This window comes from Amycolatopsis aidingensis (assembly GCF_018885265.1).
GTDB classification, from domain to species: Bacteria; Actinomycetota; Actinomycetes; order Mycobacteriales; family Pseudonocardiaceae; genus Amycolatopsis; species Amycolatopsis aidingensis.
In genome coordinates this window covers 7,003,462-7,021,941 of the sequence record NZ_CP076538.1, presented here as the reverse complement: position 1 = coordinate 7,021,941, position 18,480 = coordinate 7,003,462, and the positions used below count along the sequence as shown (strand labels likewise).

Below are 18,480 nucleotides of genomic sequence, written 5' to 3'. Positions count from 1 at the left end.
GTGGGGGCCACGGCCTTTCCTCGTGTTCAGCGCGACCTCGGCAGGGTCATCCGTTGCCCGGTCAGCCCGCCGAACAGGTCGCCGAGGCGATCGACGCGGTCCGGCACCTCGGCCGCGGTGAAGGTCAGGTCCGCCACCGAGGTGCAGTTCCGCACCTCCGCCCAGGTGACCGGGGTGGACACCGTCGGGTGCTCCCTTCCGCGCAGCGAGTACGGCGCCACGGTGGTCTTCGCGGGATTGTTCTGGCTCCAGTCGATGAACACCTTGCCCGGCCGCACCGCCTTGGTCATCCTGGCCACCACCTCGCCTGGAGACTCGCTCGCCAGCGACTCGGCCACCGCCCTGGCGTATTCCGAGGTGCGTTCCGGCTGCCGGGTCCGCACCGCGCAGTAGACCTGAAGCCCCTTCGAACCGCTGGTTTTCGGGTACGCGGTGAGACCGTCCTCGGCCAGTACCTCGCGCAGCCGGTCGGCGACCCGGCAGCACTCCACCACGGTGGCGGGCGGGCCGGGGTCGAGATCGAACACCAGCCGGTCCGGATTGTGCCGCGCGCCGCGGGAACCAACCGTCCACTGCGGAACGTGCAGCTCCAGCGCGGCCAGGTTGGCCGCCCAGATCAGGGTGGGCAGATCCGCGATCACCGGGTGGTGGTTGACCTCCGAGCCGCCCCGGCTGCCGGAGTTGACCAGCCGGGCGGTGCGCACCCAGTCCGGCGCGTGCCGGGAGACGTCCTTCTCGTAGAACTGCTGTCCGTCCACACCGTCCGGATACCGCAGGAAGGTGCTCGCCCGCCCGGCGAGATGTGGCAGGATCGCCGGGGCCACCCGGCGGTAGTAGTCCAGTACCTCCCGCTTGGTGAACCCCTCGGCCGGGTACAGCACCTTGTCCAGGTTGGACAGTGTCAGCCTGCGGCCATCCACCTCGACCGCGATCTTCTGCTCAGGCATCCGGCACCACCTCGCCGGTGAGGCTACCCGCGTCCACCGCGATCCAGTCCCGGTTCGCCCGGCCGGGGCGGTACCGTGCGCTGGTCCGTTTCGCGATCACCCCGGCCAGCCCGTTGTCCGCGCTCGCCGCCAGCACCGCCTGCCCGTCCCCGGTGTAGTGCTCGGGAACCCGCCAGTGCGGCCCGGCGAGCCCGAGCTCGGTGAGTAACCTCCTGCGCTCGGTGTAGGGCAGTTCGAGGCAGCTGCGACCATCCAGATGCAGCAGGTCGAACGGCAGGTACGCCACCGGAATGCGCCGCGCCTGGCTGCCGGGCCGCTGTCCGCCCGAGGTGCTCGCGGCGAGCCTGCGGCGCAGCGCCGCCGCGCTGGGCCTGCCCTCGTGGAAGGCGACCAGCTCGCCGTCCAGCAGCGCCTCCAGCGAGCCCAGCTGCTCGCCCAGCCCGCGCAACTCGGGAAACCACGCGGTGATCTCCTCGCCCGCCCGGTCCCGCACGGCCGGCCTGCCGCCCTCGGCCCGGACCTGTGCCCGCATCCCGCCCCACCGGAACTCGTACGCCCAGCCGGGACCCTCCGGCAGCGGGCCTGCGCGCGCGGGCATCGGCGGCAGGAACTCGGGCAGCCCGGCCCAGCCGGGTTCGGCCGGATCGAGCCTGCGCAGCACCCAGTCCTGCGGGCGATCCGGCTCGTGCTGGTTGATCAGCACGTACCGGCCGCGCACCCGCTCGCCGTGCAGCACCACCTCGACCTTGTGCGGGTTCCAGTGCAGGGTCTCGTACCGGCCGCGGTCCCAGATCCACATCCGGCCCGCGCCGTACTCGCCGGCGGGGATCTCGCCCTCGAAGCTCACGTACTCCAGCGGATGGTCCTCGGTGTGCACCGCGAGCCGCGACCTGTCCGGCTCCGGTGGCAGGCCCTTTGGCACCGCCCAGGAGACCAGCACCCCTTCCCGCTCCAGCCGTAGGTCCCAGTGCAGGCTGCTGGCATGGTGCTGCTGCACCACGAACAGGTCGTCGGCGCCCGTCGGCGGGTCGCCTGCCGCCGGCATGGGTTCCGGGGTGCGGTCCGGATGCCGCTTGCGGCGGTACTCGCTCAGGTCGGGCATGGCACCGCGCGACCTCCCCGCCGCCTTCCCGGTTCTCGCTGAGAGGTAAGCAAAACCCCAGTTCGGGACGTTGTCAGCAGCGAATCTGCCTCCGCAACCAGCGAACGTCGGGAAAATCCCATAAGCTGCGGGCGGGAGCGCGCCCTCCCCCAGTACGCGCTCCCGTTTCGGCCTGCCGCCGTCGCCTCTCCCCCCTCGGTCGCCGGCGGCAGGCCCCTTATCCGGTGCGTTCGTGGCCCAGCCGTGGCGCCAAGCTGTGGGTGGCTCGGGCGGCGCTCGGCAGCCGCGGTCCGTGCCGCACCTCGCAGGCCAGCCGGTAGCAGGCGAGCAGCCGCAGCCCGTACCACTCCCGCGGCGACCAGTCGGTGATGGCGCGCGGCGGCAGCCAGCCCGCGCGGGTGGCCAGCAGGCGGGTGTCGTAGGCGTGGCTGGCCAGCAACACCAGCCTGGTCACCGGTTCCGGGCGGGGCACCAGCTGCTCCTCGCAGCGGACCACCTCGGCCACCGCGGTCAGATGCTCGGCGAAGGCGTGGCGCAGGCATTCCGCACCGGCGAGCGCGGCCCAGCCGGAGTCCAGCTGGGAGCCCATCCGGCGCAGCCACCGCCGCGCCGAATGATCCGTCAGCAACTCCAACCAGGTCACAGTTGATCCTGCGCTCCGTATCTGCCGAATCGCCACCGGTAACCAGCGAATGTCACCCCTTCCGGCTACACAGTGAAGCGATAACCACCGCCAAGGGCTCACCCTACTGAGTGAGACGGCTCGGGTGAATCCATTGGTTCCTCAGGACCTTTCGCCTTGCCCCTCGTTGATCCCGGCACGGAGGAACACTCCTCGTCGGCGCCCGCGAGCCACGTGTGCGACGACCAGGCGGGGAAGGATGGTTTCGCATGTCCGAAGAGCATGTTGCGAATGGAGTAGCGGCACCCTGGAACGTCCCTGGCGACGTGATCGCGGGCGCGCGCGAAACCGCAACAAGCTCCGCGGCGCTCGCGCCAAGGGCCACCCAGGGGCAACGCAGGCGCCAGCGCACGATGGTCATCTTCGATCCGCAGCCGATTTCCGGCCTCGGCGTGTCCGCGAACGCGGGCCGGGCGCTGCCCGAGTTCACCGACCCCGTGTACGTGACCAGCCTGCGGGACGCCTTCACCCGGATCGGTGCGGACCCGCCCGCGCTGTTCGTCGCGCACGCACCGCCCGCGGTGGCCCTCCGCATCCTGCAGAAACTGTCCAGAATGGACGCCGCGGTCCCGTTGCTGCTGTTGCTGCCGCGTCCGGTGCCGGACGAGGAGCTCGTCCGGTTGCGTGCCGCGGGGGTCGCCGGGTTGCTGCCGGCGCAGGCCACGCCGGAGGAACTGCGGATCGCGATCGCGCAGACCTACTTCCATCGCGACTACCGCCATCCCAAGCTGACCCCGGTGGAGCAGTTCGCAGGCCCGGCGCCGGAGCGCAAGCCGCTGAGCAAGCGGGAGCTGACGGTGCTGCACCTGATGGCCGAGGGCTGGACCAACGAGGCGATCGGACGGCGGCTGTTCCTCAGCACCGACACGATCCGCTGCCACGTCCGGTCGGTGCTGAGCAAGCTGCATGCGGAGAACCGCACGCACGCGGTCGCCCTCGGCTACCGGCTCGGCCTGCTCAACTGCGGCGCACCCGACTGCCCGGCCCACCCCATCGGGGGTGGCAGGGTGGAGGCGTGATCAACGAGCCGGGGGAAGGGCCACTGGACATCGAGGGCGAGCGGGTGCGGCTGCGTGAGTTCGCGGGCACCGACGCCGAGGCGCTGTACGGGATCATCGGCGACCCGCGGGTCGCCGCGCTGCTGTCCTTCGACGCGCACACCCGCGCGGAGGTGCGGGAACTGCTGGACGGGATCGTCGAGCGGGCGGGCAGGCGGCCGCGGCCGGACTACACCCTGGCCATCACCTCCCGCGCGGACGGCCAGCTGGTCGGGTTCGCGTTGCTCATCCCCACCGGGACCAGCGCGGCCAAGCTGGGGTACGCGGTGGCCTACCAGCACCGGGGCAAGGGCTACACCACCGATGCCATCCGCGCGCTGCTGAACCTTGGCTTCGGGTCGCTGGGCCTGCACCGGATCAGCGCCTCCCTCGGCCCGGACAACACCAGCAGCATCGCCCTGCTGGAGCGCTTCGGCTTCGTCCGCGAGGGCGTGCTGCGCGAGCATGTGTACACCGGCGGGGCCTGGCGCGACTCGGTGCTGATGGCGCTGCTCGAGCACGAGTGGAACGCCACCTGACCCAGCGTGGCCGCCGCCTGGTTAGGGTGTCCTAATGACCGCCACCCTGCCCGGCCGGGCCGGCCACCAGCAGCGCGCCCCGCACCGGCGGCGCAGGCTGCTGGGCCTTGCGGTGCTGGCGGTCGCCCTGCTGGTTGCTGCCGGGCTCAGCCTGGCCTTCGGCGCCCGCGCCATCCCGCTCGCCGGGGTATGGGATGCCCTGGTGCGGCCGGAGGGCAGCGATGCCGACCTCGTGGTCCGCGCGCTGCGGGTGCCGCGCACCCTGCTCGGTGTGCTGGCCGGGGTCGCGCTCGGCGTGGCCGGCGCGCTGATGCAGGGCCACACCCGTAACCCGATCGCCGACCCCGGCCTGCTCGGGGTCAACCAGGGGGCGGCCTTCGGCATCGTGTCGGCGGTGGTGGTGTTCGGCGTTTCCAGCCTGTACGGCTTCATCTGGTTCGCCTTCGCCGGGGCGCTGGTGGCCGCCGTGGTGGTGTTCCTGCTCGGCGCCACCGGCGGGCACGGCTCCACCCCGGTCACCCTCGCGCTGGCGGGCGCCGCGGTGAACGCCCTGCTGTACGGGCTGATCGCGGCGATCGTGCTGGGCAACCGGCAGGGCATGGAGGCCTTCCGGTTCTGGCGGGTCGGATCCATCGCGGGCAGGGACTTCGCCGTCGCCGGGCAGGTGCTGCCCTTCCTGCTGCTCGGCCTGCTGCTCGCGGTGCTGAACACCCCCGGCCTGAACACGCTGTCGCTTGGCGAGGAGGTGGCCACCGCACTCGGCCAGCAGGTGCGCCGCGCCCGGATCCTCGGGGTCACCGCGATCACCCTGCTTACCGGCTCCGCGGTCGCCGCCTGCGGGCCGATCGCCTTCCTCGGCCTGATCGTGCCGCATGTGGCCAGGGCGGTCACCGGCCCGGACCACCGGTGGCTGGTGCCGTTCTCCGGGCTGCTCGGCGCGATCCTGCTGCTGCTCGCGGACGTGGCCGGGCGGGTGGTCTCCGGGGACACCTTCGAGGTCGGCATCATGCTGGCGGTGCTGGGCGCCCCGGTGTTCATCGTGCTGGTGCGCGGGAAAGGTCTGGCCCGGTTGTGAAAGCCAGCGAGGACGTCGACACCCTGCCCGGCCGCCGCGTGTTCCGCCTCGGCCCTGCGGCCTGGGCCTTCCGGCCCCGGGTGCCGGCCGTCGTGCTGACCGGGCTCGCCCTGCTGGTGCTGGTATCCGCGGTCAACATCGGCCGGGGCAGCTCGCATATCGAGGTGCTGGACGTGCTGCGCACCCTGGCGGGCGGCGGCGACCGCAGGGAGAACGGGATCATCTTCGACCTGCGGCTGCCGCGCACCCTCACCGGCATCCTGGTCGGCGCCGGACTCGGCCTTTCCGGCGCGATCTTCCAGACCATCGCCCGCAACCCACTGGCCAGCCCGGACATCCTGGGCATCACCTGGGGCGCGGGCGTCGGCGCGGTGGGCGTCATCGTGTTCGCCGGGTACCGCGGGCAGGTCAGCGGGACGGCAGCGGAACTCGGGGTGCCGTTGGCCGGGTTGGCAGGCGGGCTGCTCGCCGCGTTGTTGCTGTACGGGCTGTCCTGGCGGCGCGGCATCGACGGCTACCGGCTGGTGCTGATCGGGATCGGGCTGTCCGCGGTCGGCTACAACCTCGTCTACTGGCTGCTGACCGTCGGCGATGTGGACGACGCCGCCCGCGCCACCACCTGGATCGTCGGCAGCCTCGCGAACGTCGGCTGGGAGTCGGTCGGCCCGGTGGCGCTCGCGCTGGCCGTGCTGGTGCCCGCCACGCTGATCTGCGCGCACACCATCGGCGGGTTGCAGTTCGGCGACGAGACCGCGCGCGGCCTCGGGATCAGGGTGGACGCCGCCCGCGGCACCCTGCTGCTGCTCGCCGCCTGCCTGGCCGCGGTGGCCACCGCGGCCGCAGGGCCGATCACCTTCGTGGCGCTGGCGACCCCGCAGATCGCGCTGCGGCTGGCCCGCACCGAGCGGCCGCCGCTGTTCGGCTCGCTGGTGCTCGGCGCGCTGCTCACCGTGGCCGCGGACGTCGCCGTCCGGTTGCTGCCCGGCGCGTACGGCCTGCCGGTCGGGGTGCTCACCGCGATCCTCGGCGCGCCGTACCTGATCTACCTGTTCGTCCGGAGCCGGGGGAAGGCGAGTTCATGAGCAAGACCAGGTTGCGGGCCGAGGGAGTCCGGCTCGGCTATGGCGACCGGGTCGTGGTGGATGGCCTCGACCTGGACGTGCTTGACGGGACCGTCACCGCGATCATCGGGCCGAACGGCTGCGGCAAGTCCACCCTGCTGCGGGCCCTCGGCCGGTTGCTCGCCCCCCGCTCGGGGGCGGTGCTGCTGGACGGCAAGCGGATCGAGAAGCTGCCGACCAGGGAGGTGGCCAGGGTGGTCGGGCTGCTGCCGCAGTCGCCGTCCGCCCCGGAGGGCCTGACCGTCGCCGACCTGGTCACCAGGGGCAGGCATCCGCACCAGCGCTGGTACCGGCAGTGGTCCGCGGACGACGAGCAGGCCGTGGCCACGGCCCTGCGGCTGACCGGGATGGACGAGCACGCCGAGCGGGTGGTCGACCAGCTCTCCGGTGGACAGCGGCAGCGGGCGTGGATCTCGATGACCCTGGCGCAGGAGACCTCGCTGCTGCTGCTCGACGAGCCGATCACCTACCTCGACCTCGCGCACCAGGTGGACGTGCTGGACCTGGTGCGCAGGCTGCATGTCGAGCGCGGCACCACGGTGGTGCTGGTGCTGCACGACCTGAACCTGGCCGCCCGCTACGCCGACACCCTGGTGGCCATGCGGGACGGCCGGATCGTGGCAAGGGGAACCCCCGGCGAGGTGCTGTCCGAACGGTTGCTTGCCGAGGTGTTCGGGCTGGAGGCCAAGGTGCTGCCGGATCCGGTCGCCGGAACCCCGCTGGTGGTGCCGATCAGCGCGCACCTGCGCGACACCGAATGACCGCGCAACCGTGTTTGCCGCCCACGCGCACGAGTTTGCTCCCCACGCGCGTGCGTTTGCCGCTCACGCGCGTGCGTTTGCCGTTCCCGTGCGCGGCCGGGCCGGTGCCGGTGCCGGTCAGGACTGGGCGCCGCGGACCAGCATGGTCAGCGCGTCAGCCGCAGGCACCCCCGAGGTCGCCCCGGTGGCCAGCCTGCGCAGCTGCAACCCGGCGATCAGCGCCACCACGCCCCCGGCGAGGCGTTCCGGATCGGCCACCCCGAGCGCGCGCAGGATCGTGCCTGCCAGCTCGTCGTAGGCCGCGAAGCAGCGGTCGGTCGCGTCCCGCAGCCCGGGGTCCCGCCCGGCCTGGAGGTACAGCTCGAGCGGAGCGATCTCGTCGGTGCCGAAGGTCATCTGCTCCAGTACCCGCTCCACGGCGGCAGCGGCGCCCTCGATCGTCAGGTCCTCGCTGCGGTGCGCCTCGACCAGCTTGCCCAGTTGCCTGGTCTCGTCCTCGGCGAACAGCAGCATGGCCTGCCGCAGCAACTCGGTCTGGCTGGGGAAGTGGTAGGTCAGTGAGCCGAGCGATACCCCGGCCGCGGCGACGATCCGCCGGTTGGTCAGCCCGGCGACCCCCTGCTCCCCGATCACCCGCAGCGCCGCGCGCAGGATCGCCTCACGTGTGCTCATCCGGACCATGATGGCGGACGACGCTCCGCCCAGCGCTGCACCGACTCCAGCTGCGCTGCCAGCGAGACCAGCCGCTCCTCGCTGCCGGCGGGCCCGAGCAGTTGTGCGCCGAGCGGCAGCCCGTCCCCGGTCGGCCCCGCGGGCACGTTCACCCCTGGCCAGCCGAGCACGTTCCACGGCCAGGCATAGGGGCAGGCCGCGATCATCGCTTGGTCGGTCCGCCAGTTGGACAATCCCTCGAACGCCCCGATCCGCGGCGGCGGGGTGGCCGTCGTCGGGGCCAGCAGCACATCGACCCGCCGGAACACCGCGCCGACCTGCTTGCGCAGCACCGGTTCCGCACGCCGCGCCAGGCCGAGCGCAGGCCCGGCGAGCAGGACACCGGTGCGGGCGTTGCCCTGGGTTCGTGGGTCCAGTTCGGACACATCAGGAACCCTGGCCACCCAGTCCCGCACCCCGGCAAGCGACCGGGGCAGGAAGTCCAGCCCGATCAACCCGTACCGCGGCTCGGCCCGGACCACCTCATGTCCCAGCCCGGCCAGCCGCTCCGCCAGCCCGGTGACCGCCGCGCGCACCACCGGGTCGAGCCCGGTCGGGGTGGCGGTGAACGGGATCCGGGTGGACAGCCCGATCCGCAACCGTCCCGGCTCCCGGCGTGCCGCCGCCAGGTGCCGGTCGCCGGTACCCGCGACGACGTCCAGCAGCAGCGCGGCGTCCACCACCGTGCGGGCCAGCGGTCCGTGCACGGTGAGCCCGTTGAACAACTCGGTGTCCGGCCCGGTGGGCACCAGGCCCCGCTGGGTCTTGATGCCCACCAGATTGGTCCAGGCGGCCGGAATGCGCACCGAGCCTGCACCGTCCGAGCCGAGCGCGGCCGCGACCAGCCCGGCGGCCACCGCGGCCGCCGACCCACCGGAGGACCCGCCCGGCGTGTGCCCGGTATGCCAGGGATTGCGGGTGGCACCGAAGGCAAGGCCCTCGGTGAACGGCCACTGCCCGATCTCCGGGGTGTTGGTCTTGCCGACGATCACCGCTCCGGCCCGCTTCAGCGCGCCAACCACCGCGCTGTCCGCCCTGGCCGCGGGGAAGTCCCCCGCGCAGCCGAAGGCGGTGGGCAGGCCCGCGATATGCACGTCGTCCTTGATCGCCACCGGCACCCCGAGCAGCGGCGCCCGCTCGCCCGCTGCCAGCCGCCAGTCGGCGGCCTCGGCCTCGCACAGCGCGGCATCCGGCCGGAGTACCCGGAAGGCGTTCAGCTCGGGCTGTGCCCGCTCGATCCGGGCGAGCGCGGCGGTGGTCAGCTCGGCCGAACTCACCTCGCCCGCGGCGAGCAGGTCGGCCTGCCCGGCGAGGCCTGCGAACGCGATATCGGTGCCGAGCCCCATGACGCCTCCACTCGTTCGTTCGAACGAACGGTAGCACGCCTCCTGGCCGGTCGGGCTCAGCCCAGCAGCCGCTGCACGGTCAGGCCGACGCCGAGCAGCGCGCGGTCCTCGCCCAGCCAGCCGTCCAGGGCCAGGCCCACCGGCAGGCCGCCAGTCGCAGGCAGCGGAACGGTCAGGCCGGGCAGCCCGGTGATGCTGCCAGGGCCGGTGTTGCGGATGAAGGTCGGGAACTCCGGCGCGGGCCTGCCGTCCAGCTCGACCGGGCCGCCCGCCTGCTCAACCGGTACCGCGCGGCACGGCGTGGTCGGGAAGATGAGCGCGTCCAGCTGGTGCGCATGGAACAGCTCCCGGTACGCCGCCCGCAGCCGGTCCCTGCCCTGGGTCAGCGCGGCCTGATAGTCGGCGGGGGCCACCGCGCCCGGCGAGTCCGCCAGTACCGCCGACTCGAACAGCGCGCGTACGTCCGTCGCGGCGATCCGCGCGGCGAGTTCGGCGAAGCTCAGCCCTGGCAGATGCTCGGCGAGGTAGGCGGTCAGCGCGTGCCGGGCCTCGTGGTTCACGATCGGCAGGCCGACCTCGGCCTCCGCGCCGTCGAACCCAGGGGCGGGCACATCCAGCACGGTGACACCCTGCTCGCGTAGCCGGTCAAGGGCCGAGGCGAAGGCCGCGGCGGTCTCCGGGGCCAGCGGCTCGGTGAAGTAGTCGCGCGGCACGCCCAGCCGCGGCCGCTTGGCGGGAACCACCGGGCGGTCTTCGGCGGCCAGCACACCGTCCAGCAGTGCAAGGTCGGCCACCGAACCCGCCATCGGCCCCACGGTGTCCCTGCTGGTGGACAGCGGGGTGACCCCGTCACCCGGGTACCGCCCGGTGCTCGGCCGCAGCCCGCACACGCCGTTCAGCGCGGCCGGGATCCGGACCGAGCCGCCGGTGTCCGTGCCCAGCGCCGCTGGTGCCCCGCAGGCCACCGCCACGGCACTGCCGCCGCTGCTGCCGCCGGCGACGTACCGCGCGTCGACGGCGTTGCGCACCGGGGGATGGGCCGAGAAGGCGCTGGTGATCCCGAAGGCGAGTTCGTGCATCGCGGTCTTGCCGAGCACGAATGCCCCCGCCGCGCGCAGCCGCCGCACCACGGTGGCGTCGGTGGCGGGGACGAACTCGGCCAGTGCGGGCGTGCCCGCGGTATTCGGCAGGCCTGCGACATGGATGTTGTCCTTCACCGCCACCGGCACGCCGTGCAGCGGCCGCTCCCGCTCCGCCGCGGAGGCGGTATCCGCCTGCCGCGCGGCCTGCCGCGCGCGCTCGGCGTCCAGTGCCACATAGGCGCAGCGGTCCGCGTGCTCCCGTGCGCCTTCCAGGATCCGCTCGGTGACGGCCACGCTGGTGGTACCGCCCGCTCGCAGCGCCGCGACCAGGCCGGTTAGCCCATTGGAGTCCATTCTGGAACAACAGCACGTTTCCGGTCGCTCCCGCGACCGCCACCTGGCTGCTAGGCGGGCTCCGGTTGCCGTAGCCGCGCGGTCCGCACCGCCAGCAGGGACAGCCCGGCCAGCAGGGCGAGATCGGCGAGCAACGCGACCCGCTGGGCGAGGCCGACCGGCAGCACGGCCGAGATCTGGGCCAGCACCGGGGCGCCGGGGAAGTCGGCGGCCACATAGCTGAGGCCGAAGACCGCGAGGCTGAGCACGCTCAGCGCGGTGAGCCGCCGCAGCAGCATGCGGGTACGCGCCAGCTCCGGCACCTCGCGCAGCCGGTCGGCCAGCGAGAAGCCGACCCCTGGCAGGCTGAGGAAGGCGATCAGGCTGGCGTACTGGTGGATCTCGCCGGTTGCCGGGTCGGTGCTCGCGGTGAAGCTGGCCGGGAACAACGCTGCCGTGATCAGCCCGGCCGCCCAGCTCAGCAACAGGATCCGGGCGGTGCGCGGGGGTTCGGCCCCGCTGGACAGCAGCGCCCCGAGCAGGGCCAGCGAGCCGATCGCGAGGGAGAGCACGCTGGCCTCCAGCATGCCGCCGCCGCGATCAGTGATGGCGTAGCTGGAGATGGTGTCCCGGATCGGGTCGTGCGAGCTGACGATGTGCAGGATGACCATGGTGAACGCGGCCCAGCCGATCGCGGCCGTCGAGGAGACCAGCCACGATCGCGTTCTGCCCGTCAGCTCCCCGGCAACCTCGGCTTCCCGCGCCCGCATGTCCCGCATAACGTTCAGCGTGGCGCAAACCGTGCCGGAGGTGATCCGGGGAACACCCTGAATCCACCCTGAGTGTGACCGCAGGGGTGGCGCTCAGCGGTTGAACTCGACGAGTACCAGTGCCTGGTCGTCGTGCCGCTTCGCGCGCGGCCAGCGACGCCCTTCCGGGTCACCCTCCTCCGCGGCGCGCACCTCGTCCAGCACCGCCCGCGGACCCTTGGCGCGGGCCAGCCGCAGCACCTCCGGCCAGTCGAAGAGGCGGTAGTCGTCCACGCCGACCGCCACCCCGTCGGTGGCCAGCAGCGCCGCCTCCAGCTCCGCCCGCGGCCAGCTGGCCCGGCGCGCCTGGTACGCGGCGGCCGGATCGGCCTCGGCGACCCAGAACCCGCCCTCGGTGTTGCGCAGCGCCCGCACCTCCGCGCCGGTACGCAGCCGCCCGGCTCCGCGTAGCCCGGTGATCCGGTCGTCGCTGAGTACCTCCGGTCCCCGCGGGCCGAACGCGACCACCGGGCTGTCGGCGAGCACGAGCGCGTCCACCGCCTCGGCCCGCCAGCGCAGGATGGTGACGGTGCTGGACGGCGCGTGGCCGGGGCGCAGCTCGTTGGCCGCGGCCACCTCGGTGATCGCGGTGGCGAGCAGCTCGCCGAGCTCGGCGCCTGGGTCCGCGCGCAACCCGGCGGCCAGCCGTTCGGTCAGCAGCCCGGCGTACCAGCCGCCGCTGGGCAGCAGCGGGCTCGGCGAGGTCGCGCCGTCCAGCAGCAGCACGGCATGGTCCAGCACCACCAGGTGGTCCTCGCTGGGGCGGGGGCTGCCGTCCGCACCAAGGCCGGGCCGTTCGGCCACCGAGATCTCGGGCACCAGCCGACAGTAGCTCCGTCAACTGGGGTTGACGTGCGCGGTGACGTCAACGTAAGTTGACGGGCATGAGTGAGGTAACCGATCTGGCCGCCATGGTCGGCGATCGTGATCCCCAGGTGGGGCTGCGCGCCGTCGCCGCGCTACGCAGGCTGCTCGAACAACTCGAGGCCGTGCAGGTGCGCAGCGCGCGGGTGCAGGGCTGGTCGTGGCAGGAGATCGCGACCGAGCTGGGCGTCAGCAGGCAAGCGGTGCACAAGAAGTACGGGAGGTAGGGGGATGTTCGAGCGGTTCACCCGCGACGCGCGGCAGGTGGTCATCGACGCACAGGCCGAGGCGGTCGAGCAGGAGGCACTCGAGATCGACACCACGCACCTGCTGCTCGGCCTGCTCGGACCGATGGAGGGGCTGCTGGCCGACCTCGGGGTGCGGCCGGAGCGGCTGCGCGCGGAGGTGCTGAAGGTGCGGCGCAGGGGCGGGATCACCGACACCGATGCGGCGGCGCTCGGCGAACTCGGCATCGACGTGGAGCAGATCGTCGACAGGGTGGAACGGGTGCACGGGGAGAACGCCCTGGCGGGCCGGGTGGTGGAGCCGAAGCGGCGCCGGTGGTTCGGCCAGCGCCCGCACCGGCCGTTCGCCACCGAGGCCAAGCACGCCCTGGAGCAGAGCCTGCGCGAGGCGCTCGACCTGCGGGACCGGCACATCGGCCCGGAGCACCTGCTGCTCGCGCTCGCCGCCCGGCCGGGCCCGGTTGCCGATGTGCTGGCCGCGTGCGGGGCGGACCACGTCACGCTGCGCAGGGCACTGACCCGTCGGCAGGCAGGTTGACCGGCCGTTCCCGCCAGGTCACCCTGCGCAGGAAGGCCTGCGTGAGCGGGCCGATGGCCAGCGCGTACAGCACGGTGCCCGCGCCGAGGGTGCCGCCAAGCAGCCAGCCGGCCGCGACCACCGTCAGCTCGATGCAGGTGCGGATCAGCCGGATCGACCGGCCGGTGCGCCTGCTCAGCCCGGTCATCAGCCCGTCCCGCGGGCCGGGTCCGAGCCGCGCGCCGACATAGGTCGCGGTGGCGAGGGCGTTCAGCAGCACGCCACCGAGCAGCAGGGACACCTGCCAGCCGAAGGCATGCTGCGGGGGCAGCACCAGCCTGGCGAGGTCGACGACCACCGCGATGATCACGATGTTGGCCACCGTGCCCACCCCGGGCCGTTGCCGCAGCGGTATCCACAGCAGCAGCGCGAGCACCGAGGCGAGCGCGGTGACCGTGCCGAAACTCAGCCCGGTCCGTTTCATCAGGCCCTCGTGCAGCACGTTCCACGGGTCGAGGCCGAGGCCCGCCCTGGTCATCAGCGCCATGCTGATCCCGTAGAGGATCAGGCCGCCCGCCAGCTGGGGTAGCCGGCGGGCGGGGGCGACGGACACGCGTACCGGATGCAGATCTGATTGAGCCACATCCGACACTATTCGCTCGATTGGCTGGCTTTGCCATAGCCAATACGCAACAATTGGACTGATGAATCAGCAGGTTCCGCCGGGCGGACGGATATCAGGGCCCAGATTGGCCTCGTTGTTGGGTGCCTGGCGTCGTGGTGGCTCGCGGCGCGGCGCCGGAGACCTCGCGGCGGCCGTGGAGCTACAGGTGCTGGACGGCCAGCTGCCGCTGGGCACCCGGCTGCCGGCGGAACGCGAGCTGGCCGAGGCGCTCGGCGTCAGCCGCACCCTGGTCGCGACGGCACTGGACCAGCTGCGCGCTGCTGGTGTCGTCGCCAGCAGGCGGGGCTCCGGGTCCTGGGTGACCGCGCCCGGTGGTGGCGGCCTGCCGCCCGCGCCGCGCTCCGGGGAGGACCTGATCGACCTGGCGCGGGCGGCGCCGCCCGCCGTGCCCGGCCTGCTGGCGGCCGTGGACGTGGCCCGCCGCGAGCTGTGCGCGGAGCTGACCGGGCACGGCTACACCGGCAGCGGCCTGCTGGTGCTGCGGGAGCGGATCGCGCAGCGGTACACCGCCCGTGGCCTGCCGACAACGCCTGGTCAGATCATGATCACCAATGGTGGTCACCACGGTTTCGTGCTGGCCCTGCGCATGCTGGTCGGTCCGGGGGACCGGGTGCTGGTGGAACAGCCGACCTACCCGAACGCGGTGGAGGCGATCCGGTCCGCCCACGGCGTCCCGGTGCCGGTCGGGGTGAACGGCGGGGTGGACGGTGGGGCGGACGAGGGCGCAGGCGGCTGGGACCTGGACGGATTGGAGGCGGCGCTGCGCCAGGCCGCCCCCCGGCTGGGCTACTTCATCGTGGACTTCCACAACCCGACCGGGCTGCGGCTGGACACCGAGGGCCGCAGGCGGCTGGGCGCCGCGCTGGCCCGCACCCGCACTCCGGTGGTGGTCGACGAGTGCCTCGCCGAGCTGGACCTGATGGGTGATCCGCTGGACGGTCCGGCCCCGCTCGGTGCCTTCGGCGGCGACTGGGTGATCAGCGTGGGCACCGCGGCCAAGACTCACTGGGGCGGGCTGCGGCTGGGCTGGCTGCGTGCCTCGGAGGAGCTGATCTCCCGGGTGCAGGCCACCCGCTACGCGCTGGACCTGGGGTCGCCGGTGTTCGAGCAGCTGGTGCTGGCCGAGCTGCTCGCCGACCCCGAGCCGATGCTGCGGCGACGCAGGGAGGAACTGCGCACGCAGCGGGACGAGCTGGCCGCCGCGGTGCGCCGGGAATGCCCGGACTGGACCTTCCTGCTGCCCGGCGGCGGACTGTCCCTGTGGTGCCGGCTGCCCGAGCGGATGAGCACCCGGCTGGCGGTGGCCGCCGGTAACCACGGTGTCCAGGTGGTGCCGGGCTCCCGGTTCGCTGCGCACGGCGGGCTGGAGAGCTGGTTGCGGTTGCCGTACACCCAGCCAGCGGACCGCCTGTGGGACGCGGTCCGCAGGCTGAGCGCGGCGGCGAGCTCGTTGCGGGCCGGTGGCGAGCCGGGCCCTGGCTGGGACGTACCGGTGGCCTAGCGCAGGCTCGGGCGCTGGTTCAGGCGCGGGCGCCGCCGAACGCGAAACAGCCGGCGCGCTGGACCAGCGAGCCCGTCGCTCCAGGGAGGTGGGACGGCGGTGTGGTCCAGCGCACCGGCTGTACGCCGCGGCGGCTTCCCGGCATAGCCCCTCGACACCCCGGGGGCCGCCAGCGGTTCAGGCGCGCATCGAGCCAGGGCTCCCGCTCGGCGCGGTGAGCAGGAGCCCGCGATGAGCGCCCGGTGTAGGTCCCGGCGTCGCGGGGGCAACGCGACGCCGGGACCGGCTCCCGATCCGGCCGGGCGCGGTCGGCCGATCGGGAAGACGAGTGTTCATGGATCCGATCCCTCGAGGTTTCGCGCAGGAGTGGGAAACCGAAGAAGTTGATCTTGATTTGGACGTGGCTCACCCCGCTGAGGGGGTGCCGGTCAGTCCGGGAAGGCCGGTGGCAGCGCGGCTTCCTTGCCGGTGCCGCCCGCGTCGTGATCCCGGCTGCTGCCGAGCAGCTGGAGCTGGGTGGTGCCCGCGGTCGAAGCCAGCACCGCCAGCGGCTGTCTGCTACCGCCGGAGTGATCGTGTGAAGAGGTGAAATTGCAGGTGGGGCCCGCAGGGGTGACGGGGGCCGCTGGGGAGCGGGTGGGATCCGATCCACCGCCGGAACCGCCGCCGGCCCGGGTGCCGGAGTCCGGAACGCTGCTTGCCGGGCCGGCGCCGTCCCAGGCCAGGGGCGCCCGCTGCTCGTGCCGCCCGGGATCGGCCGGTGCGGGAGGCGTCTCGGTGTGCGGTTCCGGGGTCCTTTCCTGGTGCGCCGGTGCCGGGGCGGCTTGCTCCGGCTGGACGGCGGGATCGGGCTCGCCGCGCGGCTGCCTGGCACCGTCCTGGCCGGGACGGACGTCGTCCTGGCCGAGGTCGGGCAGCAGCGAGGGAATGTCGGGAACCGGCAGGATCGACGGTTGCTCGCACTGACCCGCGATGGGTTCGAGGATCACGTCCACGGTGTGCACCAGGCCGCCGACGGTGTTGCCGAGCCCGCCGACCAGGCCTTTGGTGAGTCCACCGACCAGGCCGACCAGGCCGCCGCCATGCTGCGGCCGGGCCCGCGGCGCCTCGGTCGCAGGGCGGGTGGCGTGCTCGAGCTGCGCGGCCTTCGTCGCGACTCCCGTGGCGTGGGACTTGGCGTGGGACTTGGCGACAGCCGGGGCCGGGGCCACGGATTTCACGGATTTCACGGACTTGGCCGACTTCACCGACTTGGCCGGCTCTACCGACTCGTTCGATTCCGCCGGATCCGCCGCGACCTGCCGGGACTTCTCCGGGGCGGCGGGCCTGCCGGTGGTGCTGGACTCCGGCGCCGGTGTGCTGCTCCACGTGGAGCTGGGCGGGGGTGCTTCGGTCGTCTCGGGGATGTCCGACGTCCTGGACGGACCTGGTTCCGCCGACTTCCGGGGGGCTTCCGGGGAGGCGGTGGTCGCGCTGCTCCCGCTACCGCCGTCCTTGGCGGGGAGCTCCTCGGCGGCGACGCCCGAGCCGAGCGCGCCGATCAGCAGCCATCCCGCGGCGGAGCAGCCCGCGGCGACCAGCAACCGCACCACGACACGTGGTGCCGCGGCGCCGGGCTGGGGCACCGATCCAGTGCCGCGCATCGCCACCACCACCGTCCGGGCCTCGGCTCACCTGATCGTCAGCCGATCTTGTCTGGTCTCATCTGGCCAGGCCGCAGTTCCCCCTGAGGCTGCGTTATTTCTAGCATCGGTGGGGAGTGTTTCACCTCGATCGCGTTCGATCCACCCCGTACGGCGGAACGGACTTACCGGCTTCGGTGGCATCGGGCGCCGAGTTGATCACTGAGTGTTTACAAAAGCGCTGGTCAACCGGGGTGGGACGACACCGAGAAGTGCCACCTCCGCGCGCCGGGCTGGTGATCACCCGAGCTTGTGCAGCCGGTCGACGGCCTCTTCCAGGACATCATCCTGCTTGCAGAATGCGAAGCGCAGCACGTGTTTCCACTCGTCCGGATGATCAGTGAACACGTGCACCGGTACCGCGGCCACCCCGATCCGTTCCGGCAACTGCCAGGCCAGCTCGGCGGCATCGGTAAAGCCGAGCGGGCGGACATCGGCGCAGACGAAGTAGGTGCCCGCGCTCGGCCGGACGGCGAACCCGGCCGCGGCGAGGCCGGCCGAGAGCCGGTCCCGCTTGCCGGCCAGGCTGGTACGCAGCTGTTCCACCCAGTCCAGCTCGTGCTCGAGCGCGTGTGCCACCGCGGGCTGCAGCGGCCCGCCGGAGACGAAGGTGAGGAACTGTTTGGCCGCCCTGACCGCGCCGACCAGCTCCGGCCGCGCGCATACCCAGCCGATCTTCCAGCCGGTGCAGTTGAACGTCTTGCCCGCGCTGGAGATGGACACCGTGCGCTCGGCCATACCGGGCAGGGTGGCCAGCGGGATGTGCTCGGCATCGTCGTAGACCAGGTGCTCGTACACCTCGTCGGTGATGGCGATCAGGTCGTGTTCCGTGCAGACCTCGGCGATCGCGGCCAGCTCGGCCCTGGTGAACACAGTGCCGGTCGGGTTGTGCGGGGAGTTCACCAGGATCGCCCTGGTGCGCGGGGTGACCGCGGCCCGCAGCGCCGCCGGGTCCATGGCGAACCGGCCGCCGTCCGAGGCCAGCGGCACCGCACGCCTGCTCGCCCCGGCCATCGCCACCGCGGCGGCGTAGGAGTCGTAGTACGGCTCGATGACCAGCACCTCGTCCCCGGGCTCGGTGAGCGCGAGCAGGCTCGCCGCGATCGCCTCGGTGGCCCCGGTGGTGACCAGGATCTCGCTGTCCGGGTCGAACTCGAGGCCGTAGCGGGCACGGTGCCGGGCGATGGCGGCCCGCAGCTCGGGCCTTCCCGGGCCGGGCGGGTACTGGTTGGCGCCGCTGACCAGCGCGTTCTTCGCCGCGTCCAGCATGGCGGCAGGCCCGTCGGTGTCCGGGAAGCCCTGGCCGAGGTTGACCGCACCGGTACGCGCGGCCAGCGCCGTCATCTCCGCGAAGATGGTCGAGGTGAACGGCCGCAGGCGGGGGACGAGAACGGGTTCGCGCATGATGAGCGATCCTCGCGGACAATGACCTCGTGAAGCA

At 72.9% G+C, this 18,480-nt stretch carries 19 protein-coding genes; 8 read left to right on the top strand and 11 right to left on the bottom strand.

From position 1 onward, the window contains the following. Nucleotides 1-26: 26 nt before the first annotated feature. From ligD to KOI47_RS32250, 3 genes are all read right to left on the bottom strand, one after another. Nucleotides 27-947 (bottom strand): non-homologous end-joining DNA ligase, encoded by a 921-nt coding sequence (gene ligD / locus KOI47_RS32260; protein WP_216210825.1) that lies wholly within the window; start codon nucleotides 945-947, stop codon nucleotides 27-29. Beyond that, nucleotides 940-2,049 carry a DNA polymerase ligase N-terminal domain-containing protein gene (locus tag KOI47_RS32255; protein WP_216210824.1) on the bottom strand — a complete coding sequence of 370 codons (1,110 nt, stop codon included), beginning with the start codon at nucleotides 2,047-2,049 and terminating at the stop codon, nucleotides 940-942. Before KOI47_RS32255 ends, ligD begins: the two co-directional genes overlap by 8 nt. 217 nt (nucleotides 2,050-2,266) lie before the next feature. Then, nucleotides 2,267-2,692 carry a DUF6401 family natural product biosynthesis protein gene (locus KOI47_RS32250; protein ID WP_216210823.1) on the bottom strand — a complete coding sequence of 142 codons (426 nt, stop codon included), beginning with the start codon at nucleotides 2,690-2,692 and terminating at the stop codon, nucleotides 2,267-2,269. A gap of 248 nt (nucleotides 2,693-2,940) precedes the next feature. Here KOI47_RS32250 and KOI47_RS32245 point away from each other — a divergent pair, with 248 nt between their 5' ends. The 5 genes from KOI47_RS32245 to KOI47_RS32225 are packed head-to-tail and all read left to right on the top strand — an operon-like array spanning nucleotide 2,941 to nucleotide 7,264. Beyond that, the gene (locus KOI47_RS32245) at nucleotides 2,941-3,750 is read left to right on the top strand and encodes a response regulator transcription factor (protein ID WP_216210822.1); all 810 of its coding nucleotides are present in this window, start codon (nucleotides 2,941-2,943) and stop codon (nucleotides 3,748-3,750) included. Then, nucleotides 3,747-4,307: a GNAT family N-acetyltransferase gene (locus tag KOI47_RS32240; RefSeq protein ID WP_232376395.1), complete on the top strand. Its 561-nt coding sequence runs from the start codon at nucleotides 3,747-3,749 to the stop codon at nucleotides 4,305-4,307. The genes KOI47_RS32245 and KOI47_RS32240 overlap by 4 nt, the downstream gene beginning before the upstream one ends. 34 nt (nucleotides 4,308-4,341) lie before the next feature. Beyond that, nucleotides 4,342-5,382 (top strand): FecCD family ABC transporter permease, encoded by a 1,041-nt coding sequence (locus KOI47_RS32235; RefSeq protein WP_216210821.1) that lies wholly within the window; start codon nucleotides 4,342-4,344, stop codon nucleotides 5,380-5,382. Continuing rightward, a complete protein-coding gene (locus KOI47_RS32230) occupies nucleotides 5,379-6,464 on the top strand; it encodes a FecCD family ABC transporter permease (protein ID WP_232376394.1) in 1,086 nt (361 codons plus the stop codon). The genes KOI47_RS32235 and KOI47_RS32230 overlap by 4 nt, the downstream gene beginning before the upstream one ends. Continuing rightward, nucleotides 6,461-7,264 (top strand): ABC transporter ATP-binding protein, encoded by an 804-nt coding sequence (locus KOI47_RS32225; RefSeq protein WP_216210820.1) that lies wholly within the window; start codon nucleotides 6,461-6,463, stop codon nucleotides 7,262-7,264. Before KOI47_RS32230 ends, KOI47_RS32225 begins: the two co-directional genes overlap by 4 nt. A gap of 117 nt (nucleotides 7,265-7,381) precedes the next feature. Here the strand turns inward: KOI47_RS32225 and KOI47_RS32220 are convergent, their stop codons facing one another. The 5 genes from KOI47_RS32220 to KOI47_RS32200 all read right to left on the bottom strand — a co-directional run bounded on the left by KOI47_RS32220 (nucleotide 7,382) and on the right by KOI47_RS32200 (nucleotide 12,364). Further along, nucleotides 7,382-7,936, bottom strand: coding sequence for a TetR/AcrR family transcriptional regulator (locus KOI47_RS32220; protein ID WP_216210819.1), 555 nt, complete (start codon nucleotides 7,934-7,936; stop codon nucleotides 7,382-7,384). Beyond that, the gene (locus KOI47_RS32215) at nucleotides 7,933-9,321 is read right to left on the bottom strand and encodes an amidase (protein ID WP_216210818.1); all 1,389 of its coding nucleotides are present in this window, start codon (nucleotides 9,319-9,321) and stop codon (nucleotides 7,933-7,935) included. The genes KOI47_RS32220 and KOI47_RS32215 overlap by 4 nt, the downstream gene beginning before the upstream one ends. A 56-nt stretch (nucleotides 9,322-9,377) precedes the next feature. Further along, nucleotides 9,378-10,757: an amidase family protein gene (locus KOI47_RS32210; protein ID WP_216210816.1), complete on the bottom strand. Its 1,380-nt coding sequence runs from the start codon at nucleotides 10,755-10,757 to the stop codon at nucleotides 9,378-9,380. 50 nt (nucleotides 10,758-10,807) lie between these two features. Beyond that, on the bottom strand, nucleotides 10,808-11,515 hold the full coding sequence (locus KOI47_RS32205; protein WP_232376393.1) for a DUF998 domain-containing protein: 708 nt from the start codon (nucleotides 11,513-11,515) through the stop codon (nucleotides 10,808-10,810). Between the two features lie 84 nt (nucleotides 11,516-11,599). Further along, nucleotides 11,600-12,364 (bottom strand): hypothetical protein, encoded by a 765-nt coding sequence (locus KOI47_RS32200; protein ID WP_216210813.1) that lies wholly within the window; start codon nucleotides 12,362-12,364, stop codon nucleotides 11,600-11,602. Nucleotides 12,365-12,429: 65 nt separating this feature from the next. On the opposite strand from KOI47_RS32200, the gene KOI47_RS32195 reads away from it, so the two are divergent. Next, nucleotides 12,430-12,636, top strand: a complete 207-nt coding sequence (locus KOI47_RS32195) for a helix-turn-helix domain-containing protein (RefSeq protein ID WP_216210811.1) — start codon at nucleotides 12,430-12,432, stop codon at nucleotides 12,634-12,636. 4 nt (nucleotides 12,637-12,640) lie between these two features. Further along, nucleotides 12,641-13,192 carry a Clp protease N-terminal domain-containing protein gene (locus tag KOI47_RS32190; protein ID WP_216210809.1) on the top strand — a complete coding sequence of 184 codons (552 nt, stop codon included), beginning with the start codon at nucleotides 12,641-12,643 and terminating at the stop codon, nucleotides 13,190-13,192. On the opposite strand, the gene yczE is transcribed toward KOI47_RS32190, so the two are convergent. Next, on the bottom strand, nucleotides 13,152-13,814 hold the full coding sequence (yczE, locus tag KOI47_RS32185; RefSeq protein WP_216210807.1) for a membrane protein YczE: 663 nt from the start codon (nucleotides 13,812-13,814) through the stop codon (nucleotides 13,152-13,154). The two genes, KOI47_RS32190 and yczE, sit on opposite strands and share 41 nt — an antisense overlap. 61 nt (nucleotides 13,815-13,875) lie before the next feature. Here yczE and yczR point away from each other — a divergent pair, with 61 nt between their 5' ends. Further along, nucleotides 13,876-15,357 (top strand): MocR-like transcription factor YczR, encoded by a 1,482-nt coding sequence (gene yczR, locus KOI47_RS32180; protein ID WP_216210806.1) that lies wholly within the window; start codon nucleotides 13,876-13,878, stop codon nucleotides 15,355-15,357. Nucleotides 15,358-15,785: 428 nt separating this feature from the next. On the opposite strand, the gene KOI47_RS32175 is transcribed toward yczR, so the two are convergent. Beyond that, nucleotides 15,786-17,000: a hypothetical protein gene (locus KOI47_RS32175; protein WP_216210804.1), complete on the bottom strand. Its 1,215-nt coding sequence runs from the start codon at nucleotides 16,998-17,000 to the stop codon at nucleotides 15,786-15,788. Nucleotides 17,001-17,279: 279 nt separating this feature from the next. Next, a complete protein-coding gene (locus KOI47_RS32170; protein ID WP_216210802.1) occupies nucleotides 17,280-18,443 on the bottom strand; it encodes a pyridoxal phosphate-dependent aminotransferase in 1,164 nt (387 codons plus the stop codon). Nucleotides 18,444-18,480 lie beyond the last annotated feature (37 nt).

Coding starts and splice junctions, on each gene's coding strand:
- ligD (WP_216210825.1), bottom strand. CDS start 947: ATGCCTGAGCAGAAGATCGCGGTCGAGGTGGATGGCCGCAGGCTGACA.
- KOI47_RS32255 (WP_216210824.1), bottom strand. CDS start 2,049: ATGCCCGACCTGAGCGAGTACCGCCGCAAGCGGCATCCGGACCGCACC.
- KOI47_RS32245 (WP_216210822.1), top strand. CDS start 2,941: ATGTCCGAAGAGCATGTTGCGAATGGAGTAGCGGCACCCTGGAACGTC.
- KOI47_RS32235 (WP_216210821.1), top strand. CDS start 4,342: ATGACCGCCACCCTGCCCGGCCGGGCCGGCCACCAGCAGCGCGCCCCG.
- KOI47_RS32225 (WP_216210820.1), top strand. CDS start 6,461: ATGAGCAAGACCAGGTTGCGGGCCGAGGGAGTCCGGCTCGGCTATGGC.
- KOI47_RS32220 (WP_216210819.1), bottom strand. CDS start 7,936: ATGAGCACACGTGAGGCGATCCTGCGCGCGGCGCTGCGGGTGATCGGG.
- KOI47_RS32215 (WP_216210818.1), bottom strand. CDS start 9,321: ATGGGGCTCGGCACCGATATCGCGTTCGCAGGCCTCGCCGGGCAGGCC.
- KOI47_RS32210 (WP_216210816.1), bottom strand. CDS start 10,757: ATGGACTCCAATGGGCTAACCGGCCTGGTCGCGGCGCTGCGAGCGGGC.
- KOI47_RS32205 (WP_232376393.1), bottom strand. CDS start 11,515: ATGCGGGACATGCGGGCGCGGGAAGCCGAGGTTGCCGGGGAGCTGACG.
- KOI47_RS32195 (WP_216210811.1), top strand. CDS start 12,430: ATGAGTGAGGTAACCGATCTGGCCGCCATGGTCGGCGATCGTGATCCC.
- KOI47_RS32190 (WP_216210809.1), top strand. CDS start 12,641: ATGTTCGAGCGGTTCACCCGCGACGCGCGGCAGGTGGTCATCGACGCA.
- yczR (WP_216210806.1), top strand. CDS start 13,876: ATGAATCAGCAGGTTCCGCCGGGCGGACGGATATCAGGGCCCAGATTG.
- KOI47_RS32175 (WP_216210804.1), bottom strand. CDS start 17,000: ATGCGCGGCACTGGATCGGTGCCCCAGCCCGGCGCCGCGGCACCACGT.
- KOI47_RS32170 (WP_216210802.1), bottom strand. CDS start 18,443: ATGCGCGAACCCGTTCTCGTCCCCCGCCTGCGGCCGTTCACCTCGACC.